This window comes from Pseudodesulfovibrio mercurii (assembly GCF_000189295.2).
GTDB classification, from domain to species: domain Bacteria; phylum Desulfobacterota; class Desulfovibrionia; order Desulfovibrionales; family Desulfovibrionaceae; genus Pseudodesulfovibrio; species Pseudodesulfovibrio mercurii.
This window is the reverse complement of the sequence record NC_016803.1, coordinates 2,841,286-2,864,345: the sequence shown is the minus strand read 5'-3', so window position 1 is coordinate 2,864,345 and position 23,060 is coordinate 2,841,286. Positions and strand designations below refer to the sequence as shown.

25 protein-coding genes are annotated in these 23,060 nt (G+C 65.8%); 19 read left to right on the top strand and 6 right to left on the bottom strand.

Annotated features, from left to right (window positions below; genetic code table 11):
• The first annotated feature begins 3 nt into the window (after positions 1–3).
• From atpF to DND132_RS12910, 7 genes are all read left to right on the top strand, one after another.
• Positions 4–585, top strand: coding sequence for a F0F1 ATP synthase subunit B (atpF, locus tag DND132_RS12940; RefSeq protein ID WP_014323200.1), 582 nt, complete (start codon positions 4–6; stop codon positions 583–585).
• A complete protein-coding gene (gene atpH, locus DND132_RS12935; protein ID WP_014323199.1) occupies positions 582–1,133 on the top strand; it encodes an ATP synthase F1 subunit delta in 552 nt (183 codons plus the stop codon). The genes atpF and atpH overlap by 4 nt, the downstream gene beginning before the upstream one ends.
• A 4-nt stretch (positions 1,134–1,137) precedes the next feature.
• The gene (gene atpA, locus DND132_RS12930) at positions 1,138–2,646 is read left to right on the top strand and encodes a F0F1 ATP synthase subunit alpha (RefSeq protein ID WP_014323198.1); all 1,509 of its coding nucleotides are present in this window, start codon (positions 1,138–1,140) and stop codon (positions 2,644–2,646) included.
• 16 nt (positions 2,647–2,662) lie between these two features.
• Positions 2,663–3,538, top strand: coding sequence for a F0F1 ATP synthase subunit gamma (locus DND132_RS12925; protein ID WP_014323197.1), 876 nt, complete (start codon positions 2,663–2,665; stop codon positions 3,536–3,538).
• A gap of 16 nt (positions 3,539–3,554) precedes the next feature.
• Positions 3,555–4,952, top strand: a complete 1,398-nt coding sequence (gene atpD, locus DND132_RS12920; RefSeq protein WP_014323196.1) for a F0F1 ATP synthase subunit beta — start codon at positions 3,555–3,557, stop codon at positions 4,950–4,952.
• A 12-nt stretch (positions 4,953–4,964) separates the two neighbouring features.
• Complete coding sequence (locus DND132_RS12915; RefSeq protein WP_014323195.1) at positions 4,965–5,384, top strand: F0F1 ATP synthase subunit epsilon; 420 nt, start codon at positions 4,965–4,967, stop codon at positions 5,382–5,384.
• A 206-nt stretch (positions 5,385–5,590) separates the two neighbouring features.
• Positions 5,591–5,998 carry a hypothetical protein gene (locus DND132_RS12910; protein WP_014323194.1) on the top strand — a complete coding sequence of 136 codons (408 nt, stop codon included), beginning with the start codon at positions 5,591–5,593 and terminating at the stop codon, positions 5,996–5,998.
• 68 nt (positions 5,999–6,066) lie between these two features.
• On the opposite strand, the gene waaF is transcribed toward DND132_RS12910, so the two are convergent.
• Entirely contained in the window at positions 6,067–7,107 is a 1,041-nt protein-coding gene (waaF, locus tag DND132_RS12905) for a lipopolysaccharide heptosyltransferase II (protein ID WP_014323193.1), read from the bottom strand.
• Between the two features lie 93 nt (positions 7,108–7,200).
• Between waaF and DND132_RS12900 the strand changes: the two genes are divergently transcribed.
• A complete protein-coding gene (locus DND132_RS12900) occupies positions 7,201–7,440 on the top strand; it encodes a hypothetical protein (RefSeq protein WP_014323192.1) in 240 nt (79 codons plus the stop codon).
• A gap of 215 nt (positions 7,441–7,655) precedes the next feature.
• On the opposite strand, the gene DND132_RS12895 is transcribed toward DND132_RS12900, so the two are convergent.
• A complete protein-coding gene (locus tag DND132_RS12895; protein WP_014323191.1) occupies positions 7,656–8,375 on the bottom strand; it encodes a M48 family metallopeptidase in 720 nt (239 codons plus the stop codon).
• Positions 8,372–8,803, bottom strand: coding sequence for a 2-thiouracil desulfurase family protein (locus tag DND132_RS12890; RefSeq protein ID WP_014323190.1), 432 nt, complete (start codon positions 8,801–8,803; stop codon positions 8,372–8,374). Before DND132_RS12890 ends, DND132_RS12895 begins: the two co-directional genes overlap by 4 nt.
• 75 nt (positions 8,804–8,878) lie before the next feature.
• Here DND132_RS12890 and DND132_RS12885 point away from each other — a divergent pair, with 75 nt between their 5' ends.
• The 4 genes from DND132_RS12885 (at position 8,879) to DND132_RS12870 (ending at position 13,580) form a co-directional block, all read left to right on the top strand.
• Positions 8,879–10,033 carry an MFS transporter gene (locus DND132_RS12885; RefSeq protein ID WP_014323189.1) on the top strand — a complete coding sequence of 385 codons (1,155 nt, stop codon included), beginning with the start codon at positions 8,879–8,881 and terminating at the stop codon, positions 10,031–10,033.
• A gap of 129 nt (positions 10,034–10,162) precedes the next feature.
• Positions 10,163–11,416, top strand: a complete 1,254-nt coding sequence (locus DND132_RS12880) for a response regulator (protein ID WP_014323188.1) — start codon at positions 10,163–10,165, stop codon at positions 11,414–11,416.
• A gap of 2 nt (positions 11,417–11,418) precedes the next feature.
• On the top strand, positions 11,419–12,567 hold the full coding sequence (locus DND132_RS12875; RefSeq protein ID WP_014323187.1) for an HD domain-containing phosphohydrolase: 1,149 nt from the start codon (positions 11,419–11,421) through the stop codon (positions 12,565–12,567).
• Entirely contained in the window at positions 12,567–13,580 is a 1,014-nt protein-coding gene (locus DND132_RS12870) for an HD domain-containing phosphohydrolase (protein ID WP_014323186.1), read from the top strand. The genes DND132_RS12875 and DND132_RS12870 overlap by 1 nt, the downstream gene beginning before the upstream one ends.
• A gap of 177 nt (positions 13,581–13,757) precedes the next feature.
• On the opposite strand, the gene DND132_RS12865 is transcribed toward DND132_RS12870, so the two are convergent.
• Entirely contained in the window at positions 13,758–16,304 is a 2,547-nt protein-coding gene (locus DND132_RS12865) for a PAS domain-containing sensor histidine kinase (RefSeq protein ID WP_238528384.1), read from the bottom strand.
• Positions 16,305–16,544: 240 nt separating this feature from the next.
• Between DND132_RS12865 and DND132_RS12860 the strand changes: the two genes are divergently transcribed.
• The 5 genes from DND132_RS12860 (at position 16,545) to phoU (ending at position 20,660) form a co-directional block, all read left to right on the top strand.
• Positions 16,545–17,093 carry a chemotaxis protein CheD gene (locus tag DND132_RS12860; protein WP_014323184.1) on the top strand — a complete coding sequence of 183 codons (549 nt, stop codon included), beginning with the start codon at positions 16,545–16,547 and terminating at the stop codon, positions 17,091–17,093.
• 305 nt (positions 17,094–17,398) lie between these two features.
• Positions 17,399–18,358 (top strand): glycosyltransferase, encoded by a 960-nt coding sequence (locus DND132_RS12855; RefSeq protein WP_014323183.1) that lies wholly within the window; start codon positions 17,399–17,401, stop codon positions 18,356–18,358.
• 73 nt (positions 18,359–18,431) lie between these two features.
• Positions 18,432–19,085, top strand: a complete 654-nt coding sequence (locus DND132_RS12850) for an AMIN domain-containing protein (RefSeq protein WP_014323182.1) — start codon at positions 18,432–18,434, stop codon at positions 19,083–19,085.
• Positions 19,086–19,205: 120 nt separating this feature from the next.
• Positions 19,206–19,967 (top strand): phosphate ABC transporter ATP-binding protein PstB, encoded by a 762-nt coding sequence (pstB, locus tag DND132_RS12845; protein WP_014323181.1) that lies wholly within the window; start codon positions 19,206–19,208, stop codon positions 19,965–19,967.
• Positions 19,968–19,994: 27 nt separating this feature from the next.
• Positions 19,995–20,660: a phosphate signaling complex protein PhoU gene (gene phoU / locus DND132_RS12840; RefSeq protein WP_014323180.1), complete on the top strand. Its 666-nt coding sequence runs from the start codon at positions 19,995–19,997 to the stop codon at positions 20,658–20,660.
• A gap of 159 nt (positions 20,661–20,819) precedes the next feature.
• On the opposite strand, the gene DND132_RS17775 is transcribed toward phoU, so the two are convergent.
• Complete coding sequence (locus DND132_RS17775; protein ID WP_014323179.1) at positions 20,820–21,191, bottom strand: Hpt domain-containing protein; 372 nt, start codon at positions 21,189–21,191, stop codon at positions 20,820–20,822.
• A 74-nt stretch (positions 21,192–21,265) separates the two neighbouring features.
• Positions 21,266–21,646: a winged helix-turn-helix transcriptional regulator gene (locus DND132_RS12830; protein WP_014323178.1), complete on the bottom strand. Its 381-nt coding sequence runs from the start codon at positions 21,644–21,646 to the stop codon at positions 21,266–21,268.
• 161 nt (positions 21,647–21,807) lie between these two features.
• Here DND132_RS12830 and DND132_RS12825 point away from each other — a divergent pair, with 161 nt between their 5' ends.
• Both DND132_RS12825 and DND132_RS12820 read left to right on the top strand, forming a co-directional pair.
• Positions 21,808–22,317 (top strand): nitroreductase family protein, encoded by a 510-nt coding sequence (locus tag DND132_RS12825; protein WP_014323177.1) that lies wholly within the window; start codon positions 21,808–21,810, stop codon positions 22,315–22,317.
• Positions 22,318–22,325: 8 nt separating this feature from the next.
• On the top strand, positions 22,326–22,901 hold the full coding sequence (locus tag DND132_RS12820; protein ID WP_014323176.1) for a flavodoxin family protein: 576 nt from the start codon (positions 22,326–22,328) through the stop codon (positions 22,899–22,901).
• The last annotated feature ends 159 nt before the right edge of the window (positions 22,902–23,060 follow it).

Genomic DNA, 23,060 nt, shown 5'->3' with positions numbered 1-23,060 from the left:
AACTTGAAACGGACGTATGTGTTTTTTGCGGTTCTGCTGACCGCCCTGGCTGTCTCCTCCGTCGCTTTCGCCAACGAGGGGGGCGCGCACCACGCGCTCTTCACGGCCGCGAACCTGAAGGACTACGGCCTCCGTCTCCTGAACTTCGCCATCTTCGCCTGGCTGCTGTACAAGTTTGCGGGCGCCAAGGTGAAGGACTTCTTCGTCGGACGCCGCGACGGCATCAAGCATGATCTGGACGACCTGCAGGCCCGTCAGGTTGAGGCCGAGAAGAAGCTCAAGGAAGTCGAGACCAGCATCGCCAACATGGCCCAGGAAAAGAAACAGATTCTTGATGACGCCAAGGCCCAGGGCGAGGCCATCAAGGCCGCCATCATCGAAAAGGCGAAGCACGATGCCGCCGCGCTGACCGAACAGGCCCGGCGCACCGCTTCCAACGAGGCGCAGGCCGCAGTCAAGACCATCCGCGCCGAAATGGCCGACATGGTCATCGCCGCCGCCGAGAAGATCGTCGCCGAGAAGCTGAGCGCCCAGGACCACGACAAGCTCGTGGATGACTATTTAACAAAGGTGGTGCTCAATTGATCGGTAACGTAGTTTCCCGCCGTTACGCCAAGGCGCTCTTTGCCGTCGGCGCCGCCAAGGGCGAGGCCGAGCAGGTCAAATACGGCGAACAGCTTGCGGCCGTCAGCGCTTCCATCGAGGAAGCTCCCGAAGCCATGGCCTTCTTCAAGAACCCGGCCTTCAGCGCCGAGGAGAAGAAAGCCGTCGTCACCAAGCTGGTAGAGAAGATGTCGCTGGATCAGATGGTCAGGAACTTCTGCGACCTGCTGGCCGACCGCGGCCGGGTCGAGATGCTCCCCGCCATCGCCTCCGACTACAAGGCTATGATGGATGCCGTCTCCGGCGTCGTCACCGGTGAACTCGTCACGGTGAGCGAACTCAACCAGGAAAGAAAATCTGCAATCCAGGCCCAGTTGGAGAAACAGGCCGGCAAGAAGCTGGAGCTGTCCTTCTCCACCGACGAGTCCATTCTCGGCGGTATCGTCCTCAAGGTCGGTGACCGGGTCATGGATGCCAGCCTCAAGGCTCAGCTGCAGATTTTGAAAGAAAATATTAAAAGGGGTGAGTAGGGCAATGCAGATCAAAGCAGAAGAAATCAGCAAAATCATTCAGGACCAGATTCAGAATTACGAATCTCGTGTTGAAATGAGCGAGACCGGCACCGTCCTCTACGTCGGCGACGGTATCGCCCGCGTGCACGGCGTCGAAAACGTCATGGCCATGGAGCTGCTGGAGTTCCCCGGCGGCCTGATGGGCATGGTCCTGAACCTGGAAGAGGACAACGTCGGCGTGGCCCTGCTGGGCTCCGACACCGGCGTTAAGGAAGGCGACCCGGTCAAGCGTACCGGCCAGATCTACTCGGTGCCGGTCGGCGACGGCGTCATGGGCCGCGTCGTCAACCCCCTGGGCCAGCCCATCGACGGCCTGGGACCCATCGAGTCCACCGAAGTCCGTCCCGTGGAAATGAAGGCTCCCGGCATCATCGCCCGTAAGTCCGTCCACGAGCCCTGCTACACCGGCCTCAAGGCCATCGACGCCATGACCCCGGTCGGACGCGGTCAGCGCGAACTGGTCATCGGCGACCGTCAGACCGGCAAGACCGCCGTCTGCATCGACGCCATCCTGGCCCAGAAGACCACCGACGTGCACTGCTTCTACGTGGCCATCGGCCAGAAGAAGGCCTCCGTCGCCCTGGTCGCCGACGTGCTCCGCCAGCACGGCGCCATGGAATACACCACCATCGTTTCGGCCACCGCCTCCGAGCCTGCCCCGCTGCAGTACATCGCCGCCTACACCGGCGCGACCATGGCCGAGTTCTACCGCAACAACGGCAAGCACGCCCTGATCTGTTACGACGACCTTTCCAAGCAGGCCACGGCCTACCGCGAAATGTCGCTGCTGCTCCGCCGGCCTCCGGGACGTGAAGCCTTCCCCGGCGACGTCTTCTACCTGCACTCCCGCCTGCTCGAGCGCGCCTGCAAGGTCAACGACTCCCTGGGCGCCGGTTCCCTGACCGCCCTGCCGGTCATCGAAACCCAGGCCGGCGACGTGTCGGCGTTCATCCCGACCAACGTCATCTCCATCACCGACGGCCAGATCTACCTGGAGCCCAACCTGTTCCTGTCCGGCGTCCGCCCGGCCATCAACGTCGGCCTCTCGGTCTCCCGCGTCGGTGGTTCCGCCCAGATCAAGGCCATGAAGCAGGTGGCCGGTACCCTGCGCCTCGACCTCGCCCAGTACCGCGAGCTGGCGGCCTTCGCCTCCTTCGGTTCCGACCTGGACAAGGCCACCCTGGCCAAGCTCAACCGCGGCGCCCGCATGGTCGAGCTGCTCAAGCAGCCCCAGTACCAGCCCCTGACCGTTCAGGAGCAGGTCTCCGTGCTCTACGCCGGCACCCGCGGCTTCCTCGATGACGTTCCGGTCGACGCGGTCGTCCGCTTCGAAGCCGAGTTCCTGGAGTTCATGCGCAACGCCAAATCCGCCGTTCTCGACTCCATCGCCGAGAAGGAAAAGATCGACGACGCCGTCGAAGCCTCTCTCAAGGCTGCCATCGAAGAGTTCAAGAAAGGCTTCAGCGCTTAAACCAAGGGGTAGTTGAATGGCTTCGTTAAGAGACGTCCAGAACCAGATTGCTGGCGTCAAGAAAACCAAGCAGATCACCAAGGCCATGAACATGGTGGCCTCGGCAAAACTGCGCAACGCCCAGGAGCGTATCGAACGCTTCCGTCCGTATGCGAACAAGTTTTACGAGATGCTCGGGGACTTGGCGGCCGGTGCAGACGAATCGGTGCATCCGCTGCTGGAGGTCCGTGAAGAGGTGAAAACCGTGGGTATCATGGTGGCCACTTCCGACCGCGGCCTGTGCGGCGCCTTCAATATCAACATCATCAACACGGCCAAAAGGCTGGCTCGTGAAAAGGCCGCCGAGGGCAAGACCGTCAAGGTCTGGTGCATCGGCAAGAAGGCGCGCGACGCCTTCCGCAAGCTCGATTTCGAGATCGTGCGCGCCGAGGCCGATTCCATGACCACCTTCGACTTCACCCTGGCGGCCAGCGTCGGCAACGAGCTCATCGCCGGGTACATCTCGGGCGACCTGGACGAGGTCCACGTCTGCTTCGGCGAGTTCGTGAGCATGGCCAAACAGCCGCCCGTCGATCTCATGGTCCTGCCCATGGCGGCCCAGGAGAAAAACGAGGCGGAGTCCGCCGCCACCGGCGACTATCTGTACGAACCGTCCGTGGAGGGCCTGTTGGCCGAACTCCTGCCTCGGTTCATCAAAGTCCAGGTCTACCGCGGTCTGCTGGATACTTCGGCATCCGAGCACGCGGCCCGCATGGCGGCCATGGACAACGCCACCAAGGCGTGTGACGAGCTGACTAATACCCTGACCTTGCTTTACAACAAGACGAGGCAGGCCGCCATCACCAACGACCTTATGGACATTGTCGGCGGCGTGGAAGCGCTGAAAGGATAAAAGGGGGCTATGAAAAATGGCTAATACTGGTAAAATCGTACAGGTAATCGGCGCCGTTGTAGACGTCGAATTTGCCGAAGGGAATCTTCCCAACATTCTGTCCGCGTTGGAGATCAAAAATCCCAACAATACCGACGCGCCGGACCTGGTCTGCGAAGTCGCCCAGCACCTGGGCAACAACGTGGTCCGCACCATCGCCATGGACGCCACCGAGGGTCTGGTCCGCGGCATGGCCGCCGTGGACACCGAGTCGCCGATCACCGTTCCGGTCGGCACCGGTTCCCTGGGACGCATCATGAACGTCGTCGGCAAGCCCGTTGACGAACTGGGTGAGGTGCCCTGCGAAAAGCGGCTGCCCATCCACCGTGCGGCCCCCGCCTTCACCGAGCAGTCCACCAAGGTTGAACTGCTCGAGACCGGCATCAAGGTCGTCGACCTGCTCATCCCGTTCCCCAAGGGCGGCAAGATGGGCCTGTTCGGCGGCGCCGGCGTCGGCAAGACCGTTATCCTCATGGAGATGATCAACAACATCGCCAAGCAGCACGGCGGCATCTCCGTGTTCGCCGGTGTTGGTGAGCGCACCCGTGAGGGCAACGACCTCTACCACGAAATGAAGGAAGCCGGCGTTCTGGAGAAAGCCGCGTTGGTCTACGGTCAGATGAACGAGCCTCCGGGAGCCCGTGCCCGCGTCGCCCTGACCGCCCTGACCTGTGCGGAATACTTCCGTGACGAGGAAGGCCAGGACGTGCTGCTCTTCATCGACAACATCTTCCGGTTCACCCAGGCCGGTTCCGAGGTGTCCGCACTGCTCGGCCGCATGCCTTCGGCGGTTGGTTACCAGCCCACCCTGGGCACCGACCTCGGCGGCCTGCAGGAGCGCATCACCTCCACCAACAAGGGTTCGATCACCTCGGTCCAGGCCGTCTACGTGCCCGCCGATGACTTGACCGACCCCGCGCCGGCCACCACCTTCGCGCACCTTGACGGTACGCTGGTTCTGTCCCGTCAGATCGCCGAGCTGGGCATCTACCCCGCCGTTGATCCGCTCGACTCCACCTCGCGCATCCTGTCGCCCGACGTCCTGGGCGCGGAGCACTACAACACCGCCCGCGAAGTCCAGTCCGTGCTCCAGAAGTACAAGGACCTCCAGGACATCATCGCCATTCTCGGTATGGACGAACTGTCCGACGACGACAAGCTGACCGTCGCCCGCGCCCGCCGCGTGCAGCGCTTCCTGTCGCAGCCGTTCCACGTGGCCGAGGTCTTCACCGGCGTGCCCGGCGTGTACGTCAAGACCGAGGAAACCGTGAAGGCGTTCCGCGACATCCTGGACGGCAAGTACGACGACCTGCCCGAACAGGCCTTCTACATGTGCGGCCCCATCGAGGAAGCCATCGAAAAGGCCAAGCAGTAAGCGAGGTAGCTCATGGCCACATTGAAGCTTGATATTGTCACTCCCGACCGGAAAGTTCTTTCCGAGGACGTGGAATACGTGGGCGCGCCCGGCATCATGGGCGAATTCGGCGTACTGCCGAACCACGTGCCCTTCCTGTCCGCTCTCGGGATCGGCAATCTGCACTATAAACAGAACGGCAAGGCATTCTACGTCTTCGTCTCCGGCGGCTTCGCCGAAGTCAGCAACAACCAGGTGACCATCCTGGCCGAGGTTGCCGAAAAAGCCACCGAGATCGATGTGGAACGCGCCATGAAGGCCAAGGAACGCGCCGAACAGCGCAACCAGGCCGCCAAGGAGAAGGTCGAAGCCGCCCGCAACCAGGCCGCACTGAAACGCGCCATCTCGCGCATCAGCTGCAAGTCCAACGGCCAGAACGCAGGCACCTGCTAACCGCGACCATCCCCTCACCCGATAACAAAGGGGCGGCTCCGCAAGGAACCGCCCCTTTTGCTTGGCCTCCCCTTTCCCGGCCCATCGTCCACGTGCCCGCCTCATCGGGCCGGATGCGAGGCCGCCGTGGATTTTTCCCCCGGAAAGACGTATGCCATGACCATCCGTCAACCCCGTCCGACGCTCCGCCGCGTCCAGGAGATCCCATGCAACGCCTTTCGCCGACCGCGCTCCCAGTGGTCCTGATCCTTGCCTGCCTGCTCTTTGCCGCGTCCCCGGCCCCGGCCTTCGAAGTGAACGCCGCGGACGTCAGCGGGGAGCCGCCCTTCCAGGCGCTCACGCCCAAACCGGTCCAGCCCGACCTGGCCGGGTACTTCCAGTGCGCGGACGACGCCCCGGACCTCTTCGCCTACGCCCTGGTGCCCCGCAACGAACTCTACTACATGTACATCAAGGCCGGAAACGACATCCGGGGCTGGGTGCCCGCCGTGGTGGACGGCTACGTCATCCATTTCGGGGACAAGGTGAAGGGGACCGTCACCCTGGCCAAGGACGGCACCCTCACGGGCGGCCTGGACGGCAACCCGCCCACCAAGCTGACCCGGGCGAAATAACCGAAAAGGCGGCCTCGAAGCCGCCTTTTTCACGCCGCGCCCGCACCGCGCCGAAGGTCCCGCCCGGGCTACAGCCCGAGCTTGCCCGCGAGCACCGGCCAGACCCGGTCCGGGGTCAGTTCGCGCATGCACTTGAAGTGGCCTTCGGGACACTTCTTCGGGCCGTGCAGGCCACAGGGACGGCAGGCCAGCCCCTCGGTCTCCAGGACCGTGGAGCGGGCACCGCGCGGGAAAAATCCCAAGGATTCCACGGTGGGCCCGAACAGGGCCACCAGGGGGACGTCCTGGGTCCAGGCCAGGTGCATGGGCCCGGAGTCGTTGGTCAGGCAGGCGTCGAGCCGGCCGAAATAGGCGGCCAGTTCCGGCAGCGACAGCTGCCCGGCCAGGTTGGTCACCCGGTGGGGATCGGCCCCGGCCCCGGCGATGACCCGTGCGGCCGTGTCCTCCTCGCCCGGCCCGGCAAAGACCAGCACGTGCGCGCCCGCGTCCACGGCCCGCCGGACGATCTCGCTGAAATACTCCACGGGCCAGCACTTGGTCGGCCAGGTGGAGCCGGGATGGATGCCGAGCACCGGCCGGTCGAAGCCGAACGTCTCCCAGAACCCATCGGCCGCCAGCCGCGCCTTCTCGGGCAGGACCAGCCGGGCCTTGGGCGCGGGACCGGTGATGCCCAGCGGACGGGCCAGCTCCATGAGCCGCTCGATCTCGGCCAGTTCATCGAACCGCCGGGACACGGCGTCGGTGTAGGCCAGCCGGTTGTACCACGGCCGGTCGTAGCCGATGCGCCGCCCGATGCCCGTGGCCCCGGCCACCAGGGCCGAGCGCAGGCTGGTGTGGGCCGAAATCCACAGGTCGAACCCTTCGCGGCCGAGCGCCCAGCCCAGCCGCACCGCCGCGTTCAGCGACTTCTCCGCGCCGCGCTTGGCGAACGGCCGGACCTGCGCGATCTCGGGCTGGCCCGCGAACACGGACTCAACCCCGGCGCGCACGAAGAAATGGATGTCCGCGTCCGGAAAGCGGTCCTTCAAAGCCCGCAACAAAGGCAGGGTCAGGACCGCGTCGCCCAGGAAGGCGGTCTGCCAGACGCCTATTTTTTTGTATTCGCGCATGGAGTGTACGTGTATCCTGTCGGACAGGTTCAGGCAACATCTTGATCTGCGGACGGCCAGCGGCTATCCTCCATCGCACCAAAGGAGCCCACCATGAAATACATCATGTTCGAAGACTTTTCCGGCGCGGCCGTGCCCGTCATCTTCCCCAGCCGCATCAACTTCGACGAGATGCGCGAACAGATGCCCTACACCACCGCCCTGTCCGCCGGATACATCACCCTGACCGACGAGGGCGTACGCTGCCACGGCCAGTCCAAATCCCTGCAACTCGAAGCCGGACCCGACGACGCCGCCATCATCCGGACCAAATTCGAAGACGCCGAGAGCTAGCCGAACGGCATGCCTCCGGCGGCCGGGGGAAGGGGAGGAAAAACCCTTTGAAAAGGGTCCTTTCCTCCCCTTCCCCCGGACCCCCATCCCTTCATTTTCCCAAACTTTTTGTGCGCTTCGCCGGTGTGGCGGGGGCGTTGTCGCGTGCGCTCGGTGAGAGTGAGGGCGAAGGGCGATCGGGTGGCGGGAGGGGGGGGGGAATATCGGGGCCGGGCTCACAGGAACCAGGCGGGCACGTACCGGTTGCCCCGGGTGACCTCCTGTTCGAGGCGCCTGTAGTCCGGCTGGAATCCGGCCACGCAGGCCCAGTAGGCCGGTGAGTGGTTCATGTGCCGGGTGTGGCAGAGCTCGTGCAGGAGCAGGTGGTCCACCAGGGGGGCGGGCAGGAACAGGAGCTTGGCGTTGAGGGAGATGGTCCCGCGCGACGAGCAGCTGCCCCAGCGGGTGCGTTGCCGCCGCACGCGCAGGGCCTCGTAGGGCAGCCCGGTGGCGCGGCTGGCCCGGTCGAGCCAGGGCAGGAGCACCTCGCGCGCCTTTTTCACGGTGTGCCGGCGCAGGCCGTCGAGGATGGCCTCCCGGTCGGCGGCGGGTCCGGCCACCTGGAGCCGGGCCGCGTTCTCCAGCAGCCGGACCGTGCCCGGCCGGTCCAGGTAGTCCACCCGGACGGTCCGCTCGAAGGCGCGGTACTCGATGGTTTCGGGCAGGTCGGGCAACGCGCCCGAGAGGTCGGTCCCGGCGGCCAGCATGCGGTCGCGGGTCCGTTCGATCCACGGCCGCTTCTCCTCGAGGATGCCCGGCACCAGGGCGGGGTCGAACCGGCAGGGCGTGACCACCTCCAGGCCTCGGCCCGGCACCAGCTTGACCAGCACGCGGCGGGCGCGGGGGTTGGCCCTGACGGTCAGGGGCAGCCCGGCGAACCGGTCCGGTGCGCTCACCCGGCCAGGTCCTCCTCGGTCCGCACGGTGATGCCGTGCGCCTTGAGCAGCCGGGCGAAGCAGCCGTCGCCGGGCACGCGGGTGGCGGTGAAGGTCCCGTCGTAGACCTCGCCCGAGCCGCAGGACGGGGAGCGCGCCTTGAGCACGGCCTCGCGGCAGCCCAGGAGCCGGGCCAGCTTGAGCCCCTCATCGGCCCCGCGCAGGAACTCGGCGGTGCGGTCGGCGCCGTCGGCGTCGATCACGCGCTCGCCCAGGATTTCGCAGGGTCTGCGCGGGGTGGGCAGCCCCCCGAAGATTTCGGGACAGAACGGCACGGCCAGCCCCTGGCGGACCAGGTCCACCACGGGTTCAAAGGGCGCGACCTCGCCGTTGTAGCGGCAGTGCAGGCCCGCCAGGCAGGCGGACACGAGGATGGGCGTATCGGGCATGGCGCGATTCTACACTTGATCTTTGCCGGGTCCAAGCCCTATTGTCTGGCTCCCGCAACCAAGGACTCCATTCCCATGACGGACGCAGACAAGAAACGGCGCATGTACATCTTCCTGCTGGTGCTGGTCATCAGCTCCGGCGCGGCCTTCCAGGGCTGGCGCACCCTGCTCAACAACTTCGCCGTGGAGGTGGCCGGGCTGGACGGCATGGGCATGGGCGTGGTCCAGTCCGTGCGCGAGGTGCCCGGTTTCCTGGCCCTGCTGGCCATCTACATGATCGTGATCATCTCCGAGCACCGGCTGGCCGCCCTGTCCGTGGCCGTGCTCGGCCTGGGCGTGTCCCTGGTCGGGCTCATGCCCTCCCTGGGCGGCCTGGTCTTCACCACCCTGCTCATGAGTTTCGGCTTCCACTACTACGAAACCATGAACCAGTCCCTGACCCTGCAATACTTCGACAGGAACGAGGCCCCGGTGGTCATGGCCCGGCTGCGGTCCATCACCGCCCTGACCAACATCAGCGTGGGCGCGGCCATCTACTTCCTGGCCAAGGGGCTGGGCTACACCGAGATGTTCGCCATGCTCGGCGGGGTGGCCGTGGCCGCCGGACTGTGGGGACTGACCCGCGATCCGTCGCGCAGCGACCTGCCGCCCCAGCTCAAGAAGATGACCTTCCGCAGGCAGTACTGGCTCTACTACGCCCTGACCTTCCTGAGCGGCGCGAGACGGCAGATATTCACGGTCTTCGCCGTGTTCCTGCTGGTCACCAAGTTCGGCTACACCATCCAGCAGGTGACCATCCTGTTCGTCTGCAACAACGTCATCAACTACTTCGTCAACCCGATCATCGGCCGGTCCATCAACAAATTCGGCGAACGCCCGGTCCTGAGCGTGGAATACGCGGCCCTGACGATCATCTTCCTGGGCTACGCCCTGACCGAGAACCCGCTGGTGGCCGCCGCCCTCTACATCCTGGACAACATCGTCTTCAACTTCGCCATCGCCATCAAGACCTTCTACCAGAAGATCGCCGACCCCCAGGACATCGCCTCGGGCATGGCCGTGGGCTTCACCATCAACCACATCGCGGCCGTGGCCGTGCCGGTCACGGGCGGCCTCATCTGGATGGCCGACTACCGGCTGGTCTTCCTGGTGGCCGTGGGCCTCTCCCTGGCCTCCCTGGCCCTGGCCCAGCTGACCACGCGCCAGATCCGCGACCGCGCCCGGGGCTGATTCCGGGCGCCTTCGCCCCCGGCCGGGCCATCCGGCCGGACGGCCATCTTATAATACTCCCAGGGGTGGAGTTCGTTTACGGTGTATTGGAAAGTCGCTTTTCCGCACCGAAACAAGGAACACCGCCCCATGAACAAGATACGCCTGCTCTTCGTGGACGACGAGACCAACGTCCTCGCCGCCCTGCGCCGCATGCTGCGGAACAAGAGGGACCACTGGGACATGACCCTGGTCAACTCGAGCCAGGCCGCCCTCGAAGCCCTGGAAAAGGCCCCCTTCGACGTCATCATCTCGGACATCAAGATGCCGGGCATGGACGGGGCCGAGCTCCTGACCAGGGTCAGGGACGACTATCCCGGCACCATCCGCATCGCCCTGTCCGGCCAGGTGGACCTGAACGAGGTCATCCGCTCCATCCGCTCCGTGCACCAGTACATCTCCAAGCCGTGCACCGCCGAGGACCTGATCGCCCGCATCGAGGGCGCCCTGCGCTCCAAGGAGGTCCTGACCGACCCCAAGATGCTCCGGCTGGTCACCGAGATCGACGCCCTGCCGGTCATCCCCCGCATCTTCCAGGAAATCCGCGACGAGCTGGCCGGGCCCGAGCCGTCCATCGACCGCATCGCCGACTCCATCACCCAGGACGTGGGGCTCATGGCCAAGATCCTCAAGCTGGTCAACTCGCCCTTCTTCGGCCTGCCCACGCACATCGACTCCATGCACAAGGCCATCACCATGCTCGGGCTCGAGACCATCAAGGCCCTGATCCTGTCCACCCACCTGTTCACCTCCTACGACGGCCAGGCCCTGTCCGGGCTCAACCTGAACATGCTCTGGGAGCACTGCTTCCGGGTGGCCAACATCGCCCGGCTCATCGCCGAGTGCGACAGGCGGGACAAGCAGACCATCGTCAACTGCCGCATGGCCGGGCTGCTGCACGACGTGGGCAAGCTCATCCTGATCAACTACTTCCCCGAGATGTACGGCCGGGTCCTGAGCTCGGTCCGCGACCTGGGCGGCCCGGTCTGCCGCGTCGAGCGCCAGGTCTTCGGCACCAGCCACGCCGAGATGGGCGCCTATCTCATGGGGTTGTGGGGCATGTCCGACGAGGTGGTCCACGCCATCGGCTACCACCACGATCACCGCCCCTCGGACGGGTACATCCCCAACGTGATCACCGCGGCCAACGCCATCGACCACCACTGCGTGGTCTTCCACAAGGACTATTCCCGCATCCGCATCCGCAAGGACATGGCCCCGGAGCTGTTCGAGGAAAAGCGGCTGCACGAATGGCTGGACTACGTCGCCGACCACTGGCGGGACATCGAGGCCTTCGACTACGCGGACGAGAGCATCCTCAACGAAATCCTGGAAAGGGGGTAGCCATGAAGCCACGCATCCTGCTCGTGGACGACGAGCCCAACGTTCTCTCCGCCCTGCGCCGCCAGCTGCGGGAACAGTACGAGGTGGACGTCCAGTCCGACCCGGCCCAGGCCCTGAAGAGGATCGACAAGGCCAATCCCTATGCCGCGGCGGTCTCGGACTACCGCATGCCGGGCATGAACGGCATCGAGTTCCTCAACGAACTCAAGACCCTGAGCCCGGACACCACACGGCTCATGCTGACCGGATACGCGGACCTGGACAACGCCATCCGCGCGGTCAACGACGGCAACGTCTTCCGCTTCCTGACCAAGCCGTGCGAGCGCGACGACCTGCTCCGGAACGTGGCCGACGCGGTCCGCCAGTACGAGCTGGTCACGGCCAGGCGGGTCCTGCTCGAAAAGACCCTCAAGGGCAGCGTGGACCTCTTGAGCGAGCTCACCGCCATGGTCAACCCCCACGCGGGCGAGCGCATCAACCGCGTGCGCCGCTACGTGCGCTATTTCGCCGAGCGGAAGGGGGTCAAGGACATGTGGCGCTACGACATCGCGGCCATGCTCTGCCAGCTCGGCACGCTCATCCTGCCGCCCGGCACCCTGGAGACCCTGGAGGGCGGCGGCGAGCTTTCGCCCGAGCAGGTCCAGATGTGGGAGATGCACCCGGTCATCGCCCAGAGCCTGGTCACCCGGCTGCCCCGGTTGGGGGCCATAGCCGACATGATCGCCTACCAGCTCAAGGGGTTCGACGGCTCGGGCACACCCAGGGACAACGTCAGGGAGGACGCCATCCCCCTGGGCGGACGCATCCTCAGGGTCGCCCTGGACTACGACCTGGCCCGGCAGCGCGAGGACAATCCGCAGAAGGCCTTCCTGAGCATGGAGGACAACATCGAGGCCTACGATCCCGAGCTCATGTACTATCTCGAGGGCATGCTCGGGGTGGAGGCGCGCTACGCCATCCGCACCGTGACCCTCCGGGAGCTCCAGCCGGGCATGGTCCTGCACGAGGACGTGGTCTCCCGCCAGGGGGCCCTGCTGGTGCGCAAGAGCCTGGAGCTGACCAAGGACAAGATCGACCGCATGCACATGTTCGCGGACAAGGTCGGCATCCCCGAGACCTTCACCGTGCTCGTGCCGGAGACCGCACGCTGATGGCCGGGGCGCGAACCCACGAGAACGTCCCGGTGCTCCTGGTGGACGACGAGCCCAAGGTGCTTGAGGCCCACCGCCGGACCCTGCGCGGACGGTTCGACGTGCACACCGCCCCCGGCGGCGAGGCGGCCCTCGAGGCCATGGCGGCCCGCGGCCCGTTCACCGTGGTGGTCTCGGACTTCAAGATGCCGGACATGGACGGCATCACCCTGCTCGCCAGGGTGGCCGAGCTGTACCCGGACACCGTGCGCATGATCCTGACCGGCTACGCGGACATGGACACGGCCATCCGGGCCGTGAACACCGGGGCCATCTTCCGCTTCCTGACCAAGCCGTCCGAGCCGGACGACCTGGCCATGGCCATCGACGCGGGCATCGAGCACGCCGACATGGTCCGGGCCGCCAGGGAGCTGGAAATCGTGCGCAGGCTCAAGGACGGCTTCGAGCAGTCCCTGCGCGCCTTCACCCGGCTGGTGGAGTTCCGCGACCCGTACACCTCCGGGCACATGGACCGGACCGCCGACATCGCGGTCATGATCGCCGAGCGCATGGGCATGGCCGACGACGACGTGGCGGGGCTGCGCCTGGCCGCCATGGTCCACGACATCGGCAAGGTGGCCGTGCCCTCGCACCTGCTGAACAAGCTGGGGGAACTGAGCGACGCCGAGTTCACGATCATCAAGGCCCACGCCGAGGTGGGGGCCGAGATATTCAAGGGGCTGGGCGTGGTCTGGCCCATCGCCCGGATGATCCGGGAGCACCACGAACGGCTGGACGGGTCCGGCTATCCCGACGGGCTGACCGGGGACGGGCTGCTGCTCCAGTCCAGGATTCTGGCCGTGGCCGACGTCATCGACGCCATCATCACCCACCGGCCCTACCGCCACGGCCTGGGCCGGGGCGAGGCGGCCAGGTACCTCCTCGGGGGACGGGACACGCTGTTCGACGCGGAAGCGGTGGACATCGCCCTGACTCTCATGGAGGAGGACCACATCCGCGAGCCCGGCGATTAGAGGGTGTCGTCATGAGATTTTCGTTGTGAGTTTTGTGCATTATTTCAACGGGCAAGGCGGAAGGGAAAAATGGATTGCAGGCGTAGTTCAGGCTACGTCAGAATTCATCTTCCCCTGACAACGCAGCCAGTTGGGATACTTCACAAACGCAACGGAAAGGTCTCGTGACGACACCCTCTAGTCCGCCGGAAGCTCCTCGAAGGGCAGCCGGACCGTGAAGGTCGTGCCCTGGCCCTCAACAGTGTCGATCTCGATGCGGCCGCCGTGCATGCCGACGACCACGTTGTGGGCGATGGCCAGCCCCTGGCCCGTGCCCTTGCCCACCTCCTTGGTGGTGAAGAAGGGGTCGAACGCCTTGGCCGCCACCTCCGGGGACATGCCCGTGCCCGTGTCCGTGACCGAGAGCACCGCGTACTCCCCTTCGGCCCGGGTGCGGATGGTGATGATTCCCTGGCCGTCGCTCCCCTTGAGCCGGGACTCGATGGCATGGGCCGCGTTGACGATCAGGTTCAGGACCACCTGGCCCACCTCGCCCTTGAGGCAGAAGACCGGGGCCAGGGAATCGTCCGGCGCGAACTCCATGCCCGCCACGTACTTCCACTCGTTGGTGGACACGGTGATGGCGTTGCGGACGATCTCGTTCAGGTCGTGGAAGGCCTTGGCCAGCTCGCCGGGGTGGGCCAGCTGCTTGATGGAGCGGACGATCTCGGCAATGCGCTTGAGCCCGGCCGCGGACTCCTCCAGGGCGTTGGGCACGTCCTCGGCCAGGTAGGCCATCTCCTCCTCGTCCAGGGCGGACGCGGCCCGCTCGCGGAAGACCTCGTCCGGGAACAGGTCGGGGTGCTCCGCAACGAAGCGGACCAGCTCCCGGCAGCGCTCGACGGCCTTGGAATAGGTCCCGCAGGAGTCGCTCAGGAATTGCAGGTTGGAGGTCACGTACTGGGTCGGGGTGTTGATCTCGTGGGCGATGCCAGCGGCCAGCTCGCCGATGGATTCGAGCTTCTGCGACTGCCGGAGCTGCGACTCCACCACCAACTGGCGGGTGATGTCCCGGCCCACGCCGACGAAGCCGATGAGCTCGCCCGCGTGGTTGCGGATGGGGCCGATGCTCGACTCCAGTGTGTAGCGCTCGCCGTTCTTGCGCCGGTTGACGATGCGCCCCTTCCAGACCTCGCCGCCGGTGATGGTCTTCCACATGTCGGCGAAGAATTCCGGCCGGTGCTCGCCGCCCGCCAGGATACCGGGGGTCCGGCCCACGGCCTCGTGCCGGGAAAAGCCCGAGACCGCCTCGAAGGCCGGGTTGACGTAGGTCATGACCCCCTCCAGGTCGGTCATGACGATCATCTCGGCCGCCTGGTCGATGGCCGCGGTCAACCGGCTCATGGCCATCTGGGCCTCCTTGATCTCGGTGATGTCCGTGAAGGTGTGGATGTTCCCGGCGGCCTCGCCCCGGGCGTTGCCCATCTCGACCACCTGCCACAGGACCCAGACGAACTCCCCGTTGCCGGACATGAGCCGGAGCTCGACCTTGTCCGTGGCCGGGCCGACCCGCTCCAGCCAGTGCTTCCAGACCAGCTTGCGGTCCTCGCGGTGCACGCTGTTCAGCCATCCCTGGCCCGCCAGCTGGACCGCCGTGGCCCTGGTCAGTTCGTGCATCTTCTCGTTGGCGTAGAGCAGGTTCCCGGCGATGTCGGTGATGATGATGGCCACGGGCGAGGCCTTGGCCAGCCCCCGGAAGCGCTCCTCGGACTCCTTCTGGGCCTGGTTGGCCTTGTGGATGCGGGTGGCGTCGTTGCCGATGCACAACAGCTCGGCCGGACGGCCCTGGTCCATGATCAGCTTGACCGTCCAGGAGACGTAGCCCACCCGGCCCTCGGCCATGCGCACGGGAATCTCGTTGCGGCGGCCCTGGCCGCCGATGACCTCGACCACCGCGTCCAGGCCGCCGCCCTCGGCCGGGACGTCGAAATAGGACATGAGCATGTCCCCGAGCAGCTCCCCGTCCCGGCCCGCCAGGAAGTCCCGGGCAAAGGAGTTGGCGAAGGTGATCTCGCCCGCCCCGTTGATGCGCAGGATCAGGTTGTTGGCGCCCTCCACCAGGTCGCGGTAGTTCTTCTCGCTCAGCTGCAGGCCGCTGATGAGCGGTTCGCTGACCTTCAGGAACAGGTAGGTGCAGAGCAGGGTCAGGACCAGGCCCACGCCGAAGATCTGCAGGTTGGCCCGGATAAACGGGGCGCGGATCTGCTCCAGGTCGATCTTGGCCACCAGGCCGAACGCGCCGTCGCCCAGGGCCATGGGCGCAAAGGCGGCCAGGACCTCGATCCCCCGGCCGTCCGGACCCGTCAGGGTCCCGCTCTCCCCGGACAGGGCCCGCCGCATGGCCTCGTCGTCGGCCCGCTCCGAGGGCGTCCCGGCGTCGGCGGCGTCCACGGGCATTCCGTTGATCAGCAGGTAGCGGGGCTTCCCGTCGTCCAGCCGGGCCACCAGAAACTCGCCGGACCGGCTCTTCAGTTCGAACCGGCGCTGGGCCCGGCCGAGATGCCCGAGGAGCGCCTCCTTGGAGACCGTCGCGGCACCGCCCCCCTGGGCCATCCAGCCCATCTCCACGGCCAGGCCGGCCTGGCTCTCGACCAGTTCCCGCAGCCGGACCCGTTCCTCGGCGACGGCCGTGTCGAACAGCAGCCTGGTGGCGTACATGGACACCACGGCCACCAGGCCCACCATGATCAGCAAGAGGAAAAAGACTCTCCGATTCCGTCCCTGCATGGACACCTCCGCAATCTCCTGCATACATGAATACCGGCACCCTTGCCATATGCACCCTTTTATAAATTGGACACCCGGCTGATTTGGTGTACAAGGCGGCCCGGAAAGCCTCTGTTCGGTTGACTTCCCGCAACAAAATGTCGCATTTTATACCATGATGCATTGCCGGGGGCGCCGTTCCCCGAACCGGAGACGAACATGAATGCAGCGGGGCCGGGACTGGCCAAGATATTCCTGCAAACGGGCGACTGCTTCATCGGGGTGCAGCCCACCCTGGTGACCACCGTCCTCGGCTCGTGCCTGGCCGTGACCATCCACGCGCCCAAGATGGGCATCGGGACCATCTGCCACGCCTTCCTTCCGGACAGCTCCATCTCCCGACATGCCCAGGGCGCGGAGCCGCAGATCTGCCGCTTCGTGGACACGGCGCTCCAGAACATGCTCGAGACCATGGACAAGATCGGCGTGCCCCGCCGCGACCTGTGCATCAAGATGTTCGGCGGCGGCCAGGGCGTGGCCGTCAACAACGTGCCCTCGGGCTCCTACAACATAGGCAGGCGCAACATCGAGATGGCCAAGAAGCTGCTCAAGTTCGCCCGGCTGGACATCCAGGCCCAGGACGTGGGCGGCTCCGAGGGCCGCAAGCTCATGTTCAACACCCGGACCGGGGACGTCTGGGTCAAGAAGCTGAACAAGTTCCAGCACGCCCTTGTCGGCAACGGAAACGCTCGGGACACCCGGTTCTAGGTCCCGGATTTCCGGCGCCCCGGGCGGCGTCCACCTGGACGAAATGCGCCCGTTCACGCTAGACTCGTCCGAATCGCGCTCCCCGCACCGGCCCGAACCCGGCGGGACAGGGGCCGGAAACCGACGGACGCGGGGCGGGAGACGACGAAGACGGGACGGCCGAGCCGGAACCCCCGGCGCGCGCCGGGTCCGGGCATGAGCCGATCTAGGGCCGATTTCCCGCGCGGGGGGCGAGGGACTTCGCGCCGGGGCGAGGGGAGTCGTTGGACAACGTGGACAACAGCCATCAAGGAAGGAAGCCGACCATGCGCATCCTCATGCTTGCCGTGAACGATCCCGCCGGGACCGCCATCCAGTTCTGCAAGGCGCTCAACCGCCACACCGGGCACTCGGCGCGTCTGGCCACCCTGGAGACCCGCTACACCCACGGCTGGGAAAAGGACCTGCACGTCCCGGACCTCGGCCCGGACGGCGTGGAGGAACTGGCCATCCTCCTGCGCGAGGCGGACGTCCTCCACTTCCACATGACCTGCGACGAGCACCAGCCCTTCGGCCCGCTCAGGCCCGCCGACTATCTCAAGGGCAAGATCGTGGTCCACCACCACCACGGCCACCACGACTTCCGCGCCCACCCCGAAGCCTTCCGCGAGAAATACCGCCGCCTCAAGCGGACCAACCTGCTCGTGTCCACCCCGGACCTGCTCAGGCTCCTGCCCGAGGCCCGCTGGCAGCCCAACCTGGTGCCCATCGACGACCCCCTGCTCAAGCCCATGTGGGGCCGCTTCGACGATCCGGGCCAACTCAAGGTCTGCCACTCGCCCACCCGCAGGGACCTCAAGAACACCGAGGAGTTCCTGGCCGCGGTCAAGCACGTCAACCGGCGCACCGTGTACCTGTCCGTGGACCTCATCGACGACGTGCCCAACCAGGAGTGCCTGGCCCGCAAGCGGCGCTGCCACGCCCTGTTCGACCACATGCAGGGCTACTACGGGGTGTCCAGCCTGGAGGGGCTGTCCCAGGGGCTGGCCGTCATCGCCGGGCTGGACGACTGGAACCGGGCGCGCATCGCCGAGTTCGCCGGGACCGGCGAACTGCCCTGGCTCACGGCCCGCAACCAGGACGAACTGGCCGACCTCCTGTTCCGCCTGGCCAAGGACCGCGAGGCCTGCGAACAGGCCGGGGAGGCGGGTCGCCGGTTCATGGAGACGTGCTGGTCCGACCGGCGAGTGGCCCGCGAACTGGGCGCCTACTACGAGAGCCTCTGACCGCTTCGGGCTTTGCCTTTGGCCGACAAATCCAGTATATCCCCCTAGAGTTTTCCTTCAGCGAGGGGTTCGCATGTTCAAGACATTCCGGCACTGGTTCCTGTTCCTGGCCGTCTGCGCCGCTGTCGTGCCCGCCGTGGCGGCCCTGTCCTCCCGCCCGGCCGCGGCCCAGGACGAGGCGCGTCACGAGGTGCGCATGGGCGTGGACTTCACGGTCCTTCCCGTCGTCCTGCCCGACGGCACCGAGGCCCCGGCCACGCCCGCCGAGCCCCCCCTGGACCAGCCGGAAACCGTGCCCGCTCCCGAGGCCGCCGGGCCCGCTCCCGACGCCCCGCAGCCCGACCAGCAGGCAAAAGACGCGGCCGCCGGACAGGCGGAGATCCCGGCCCTGGCACCGGTCGGGGGCGAGGGCGTGATCCGCGCCGTGACCCTGGACGAGACCGCCCTCGGCTTCAGCATCACCGTGGTCGCGGACCGGCCCGTGGGCGAGGCCTCGATCATGCACCTGGACAACCCCATACGGCTGGTGGTGGATCTGCCCGGCGCGTGGCGCTACCGGGGCGGCAACGTCCTGCGCTCCGAGGGCGCGGTCAAGCACCTGGTCCTGGGCGAACACCCGGACCGCTTCCGCATGGTCGTGCACTTCCGCACCCCGCCGAAAAAGCGGCTGGAGCCGGACCTCCAGACCGCCGGGAACGAACTCCATGTCCTGGTGGCCGTGCCCTAGCTTCGAGGCTGTGACGCAATTGTCACAAACGAGTCATTGTCTCGTAACTCCACCGGGTTACTCGTGGTGCGTTGCGCCGCTGGCGGAACACACTTTTTCAATTGCCACGGAGCACGAACAATGACGACGACCATAAAGGTGTCCTCCACCAACCTTGATTTCCACTACGGAGACTTCAAGGCCCTGGAGGACATCAGCATCGACTTCGAGTCAAACCGGGTCACCGCACTCATCGGGCCGTCCGGCTGCGGCAAGTCCACCTATCTGCGCTGTATCAACCGCATGAACGACCTCATCCCCGGCACCCGGGTGAACGGGAAGATGACCCTGGACGGCCAGGACATCTACGCCCCGGGGCTGGATGTGGTCTCCCTGCGTCGGCGCATCGGCATGGTCTTCCAGAAGCCCAACCCCTTTCCCAAGACGATCTTCGAAAACGTGGCCTACGGGCTGCGGGTCAACGGGGTGAAGGACAAGCAGTTCATGGAGCAGAAGGTCGAGGAGAGCCTGCTGGGCGCGGCCCTGTGGGACGAGGTCAAGGACCGGCTGCACACCTCGGCGCTGGGCCTGTCCGGCGGCCAGCAGCAGCGGCTGTGCATCGCCCGCGCCCTGGCCGTGGAGCCCGAGGTCCTGCTCATGGACGAACCCGCCTCGGCGCTGGACCCCATCGCCACCCAGAAGATCGAGGACCTGATCCACGAGCTCAAGAAGGAGTTCACGATCATCATCGTCACCCATTCCATGCAGCAGGCGGCCCGCGTGTCCGACCGCACCGCCTTCTTCTACATGGGCAAGCTGATCGAGGTGGACGACACCAAGACCATGTTCACCAACCCAGCCAACAAGCAGACGGAAGATTACATCACGGGCCGTTTCGGTTAAGCTGAACAGCAAAGGACGCAACGCATCATGGAACAACGCGCACATTTTTCCAAAAAGCTCGAGGACCTCAAGGTCATGGTCCTGCGCATGGCGGCCCTGTCCGAGTCGGCCGTGCACAAGGCGGTCCGGGCCTACCTTGAGAACGACGCCGACCTGGCCGAAGCGGTCATCGTGGGCGACGAATCCATCAACGAGATGGAAGACGAGATCGACAACTTCAGCCTGGAGCTGCTCGCCCTGGACCAGCCCATGGCCGTGGACCTGCGAACCATCGTGGGCGCCCAGCGCATCACGGTGAACCTGGAGCGGCTCGGCGACGAGGCGGTCAACCTGGCCCACCGGGCCATCTTCCTGTCCACCCGGCCGCCCATGCCGCACAACCCCAAGATGGAAGACCTGGCCAACACGGTCAAGAAGATGCTCTCCGAGGCGCTCAAGGCCTACGTGGACGACGACGTCAACCTGGCCGGGCAGATCTGCCGCATGGACGACAAGGCCGACGACCTGACCATCTCCATCCTGCGCCAGATGGTCTCGGACATGGTGGCCGAGTCGCGCATCGTGGAGCGGGGCGTGCACGCCATCATCGGCTCGCGCCACCTGGAGCGCATCGGCGACCTGTCCACCAACGTGGCCGAGACCGTGGTCTTCATCGTGGAAGGCACCAGCATGAAACACAACTGCCGGGGCTGATCCACCACAGCACGAAACAAAAAGCCCGCCCCGTCCTGTCGGACGGGGCGGGCTTTCCCATGGCCTCCGCGCCGAAGGCGCATAAATGGGAAAGGGTTCGAGCCCCGGAGCTCCTGTCCATCGCCGCGAAGCGCCCTCAGGTCCTGATGTAAAAAACGCCTACGCCTTATCCAACGCGCCCAGCAATGCGGCGGCGTGTTCTTCCAGTTCGGCGAGGAGCCGGGGGCAACTCGCCCGGTCGCCGGATCGGGCGCAGAGTTCGAGGTCGAGGGCGGCCTGCCGGGTGGCCTCGGCCCCGAGGGTGGCGGCGATGCTCTTGGCGGTATGGCTGTTCAGGGTCACGGCGCGCAGGTCGTCGTCGGCCACGCCCTGCCGGACCGCGTCCAGGCGTAGGCGGATCTCCGTGGCCGCCTTGGGCAGCAGCGGCGCGAACTCCTCAAGGGTCAAGCCCATGTCCGCGCTGGCCGCCACCGGATCGAAAACGGCCCGCACCGGGCCGGACGCACTGTTCTTGCTGGATTTGCCCGTCATTCCCGTTTCCCCCTTTTTCCATCATAGCAAAGGGGCTGCCGGGTGGAAAGGAAAAGTGGGGAAAGTACCGGCCGCTAGACCGCCTCGGCCTGGTCCGGCAGCCGCCGGGCGTGCCACTGGGCATAGCTCTCGCCCCAGCGGCACAGGCTGCCGATGACCGGCATGATGCTCTCCCCGAGTTCGGTCAGGGAATATTCCACCTTGGGCGGCACCTGGGCATAGACCTCGCGCCGGACCATGCCGTCCGCCTCCAGCTCGCGCAGCTGCTGGGTGAGCATCTTCTGGGTGATGTTCGGAATGGACCGCCTGACCTCGCTGAAGCGCAGGACGCCCTCGGTGCCCAGCCGGTGGATGATGATCGGCTTCCACTTGCCGCCGATGACCTGGAGGGTCAGCTCCATGCTGCAATAGTATTTCTTGTCGCCGCAGACCTTCAGGGGACACGCCTCGTCCATGATCCTCGCTCCTCGCCCGCGCCGCTCCCGGCGTCGCGGGCCCGCTGGTATATTTTTGGTTACTATAGAACTTTGAAGTGCGTACTTGATATTTTCTCTCCATTAGCAGAGAACATGAAGAAGGTAAACAAACGCCACGCACCCCCAACCAGGAGGACGAAATGGATACCCTGGAAGCCCTGCGCACCCGGCGCAGCGTCCGAAAATTCGAAGACAGGCCCGTGCCCGAGGAGATGGTCCGCCAGATCCTGGAAGCGGCCATGATGGCCCCCAGCGCGGGCAACGGCCAGCCCTGGCAGTTCATCGTGGTCAACGAGCGGGCCCGGCTCGACGCCATGGTCAACCTGCACCCCTACGTCCAGATGGTCCTGCAGGCCCAGGTGGGCATCATCGTCTGCGGCGACCTGAGCAAGGAGAAATATCCGGGCTACTGGGTCCAGGATTGCGCCGCGGCCATGGAAAACCTGCTCCTGGCCGTGCACGCCCTGGGCCTGGGCGCGGTCTGGACCGGCATCTATCCCAAGGAAGACCGCATAACCGGGTACCGGGCCATGTTCAACATTCCGGACCACGTCATGCCGCTCGGCTTCGCCCCCATCGGGTGGCCCGCCCAGCGACCCAAATCCGAAAGCCGCTTCAACGCGGACCGCATCCACTACAACACCTACTAGGAGAAACCATGAAAGTCGTCGCATTCAACGGCTCCGCGCGCAAGGGCGGCAACACCGCCGACATGATCAAACGCGCCCTCGCCAAACTCGAGGCCCAAGGCATCGAGACCGAAATGATCGAACTGGCGGGCAAGAAGATGCACGGCTGCATCGCCTGCTACAAGTGCGCGGAAAACAAGGACCGCCGCTGCGCCGTCAAGAACGACTTCCTGAACGAGTGCATCGAGGCCATGGACGCGGCCGACGGCATCCTGCTCGCCTCGCCCACCTACTTCGCGACCATCACCACCGAAATGAGCGCGCTCATCGACCGCGCCGGCATGGTCGGCCTGGTCAACGGCTCCATGTTCGCCCGCAAGGTCGGCGCGGCCATCGTCGCCGCCCGCCGGGGCGGGGCCATGCAGACCTTCAACACCATCAACTCCTTCTTCTTCATCCAGCAGATGGTCGTGCCCGGCTCCCGCTACTGGAACATGGGCTTCGGCCGCGAAAAGGGCGATGTCCTCAAGGACGAGGAAGGCATGCTGACCATGGACATCCTCGGCGAGAACATGGCCTGGCTCATGCACAAGCTGAACGACTAACCCCCCCTGCCCAGTCACACGGCAAAGGCCCGCTCCGGTTCTCCGGGGCGGGCCTTCATGTTGGGAATGCCTCCGGCGGCCAGGGCGCCGCCCTGGGCCCGCTCAAGGCCGAGGGCCTTGAGAATCCCATCGCCTCGCTATGCTCGGGGTGCGGCGGCG

Bases quoted from the DNA above. Each gene is read 5' to 3' on its own strand.
- atpA (WP_014323198.1), top strand. From the start codon at position 1,138: ATGCAGATCAAAGCAGAAGAAATCAGCAAAATCATTCAGGACCAGATT.
- DND132_RS12925 (WP_014323197.1), top strand. From the start codon at position 2,663: ATGGCTTCGTTAAGAGACGTCCAGAACCAGATTGCTGGCGTCAAGAAA.
- atpD (WP_014323196.1), top strand. From the start codon at position 3,555: ATGGCTAATACTGGTAAAATCGTACAGGTAATCGGCGCCGTTGTAGAC.
- DND132_RS12915 (WP_014323195.1), top strand. From the start codon at position 4,965: ATGGCCACATTGAAGCTTGATATTGTCACTCCCGACCGGAAAGTTCTT.
- DND132_RS12910 (WP_014323194.1), top strand. From the start codon at position 5,591: ATGCAACGCCTTTCGCCGACCGCGCTCCCAGTGGTCCTGATCCTTGCC.
- waaF (WP_014323193.1), bottom strand. From the start codon at position 7,107: ATGCGCGAATACAAAAAAATAGGCGTCTGGCAGACCGCCTTCCTGGGC.
- DND132_RS12900 (WP_014323192.1), top strand. From the start codon at position 7,201: ATGAAATACATCATGTTCGAAGACTTTTCCGGCGCGGCCGTGCCCGTC.
- DND132_RS12890 (WP_014323190.1), bottom strand. From the start codon at position 8,803: ATGCCCGATACGCCCATCCTCGTGTCCGCCTGCCTGGCGGGCCTGCAC.
- DND132_RS12885 (WP_014323189.1), top strand. From the start codon at position 8,879: ATGACGGACGCAGACAAGAAACGGCGCATGTACATCTTCCTGCTGGTG.
- DND132_RS12880 (WP_014323188.1), top strand. From the start codon at position 10,163: ATGAACAAGATACGCCTGCTCTTCGTGGACGACGAGACCAACGTCCTC.
- DND132_RS12875 (WP_014323187.1), top strand. From the start codon at position 11,419: ATGAAGCCACGCATCCTGCTCGTGGACGACGAGCCCAACGTTCTCTCC.
- DND132_RS12870 (WP_014323186.1), top strand. From the start codon at position 12,567: ATGGCCGGGGCGCGAACCCACGAGAACGTCCCGGTGCTCCTGGTGGAC.
- DND132_RS12865 (WP_238528384.1), bottom strand. From the start codon at position 16,304: ATGGTGGGCCTGGTGGCCGTGGTGTCCATGTACGCCACCAGGCTGCTG.
- DND132_RS12860 (WP_014323184.1), top strand. From the start codon at position 16,545: ATGAATGCAGCGGGGCCGGGACTGGCCAAGATATTCCTGCAAACGGGC.
- DND132_RS12855 (WP_014323183.1), top strand. From the start codon at position 17,399: ATGCGCATCCTCATGCTTGCCGTGAACGATCCCGCCGGGACCGCCATC.
- DND132_RS12850 (WP_014323182.1), top strand. From the start codon at position 18,432: ATGTTCAAGACATTCCGGCACTGGTTCCTGTTCCTGGCCGTCTGCGCC.
- pstB (WP_014323181.1), top strand. From the start codon at position 19,206: ATGACGACGACCATAAAGGTGTCCTCCACCAACCTTGATTTCCACTAC.
- phoU (WP_014323180.1), top strand. From the start codon at position 19,995: ATGGAACAACGCGCACATTTTTCCAAAAAGCTCGAGGACCTCAAGGTC.
- DND132_RS17775 (WP_014323179.1), bottom strand. From the start codon at position 21,191: ATGACGGGCAAATCCAGCAAGAACAGTGCGTCCGGCCCGGTGCGGGCC.
- DND132_RS12830 (WP_014323178.1), bottom strand. From the start codon at position 21,646: ATGGACGAGGCGTGTCCCCTGAAGGTCTGCGGCGACAAGAAATACTAT.
- DND132_RS12825 (WP_014323177.1), top strand. From the start codon at position 21,808: ATGGATACCCTGGAAGCCCTGCGCACCCGGCGCAGCGTCCGAAAATTC.
- DND132_RS12820 (WP_014323176.1), top strand. From the start codon at position 22,326: ATGAAAGTCGTCGCATTCAACGGCTCCGCGCGCAAGGGCGGCAACACC.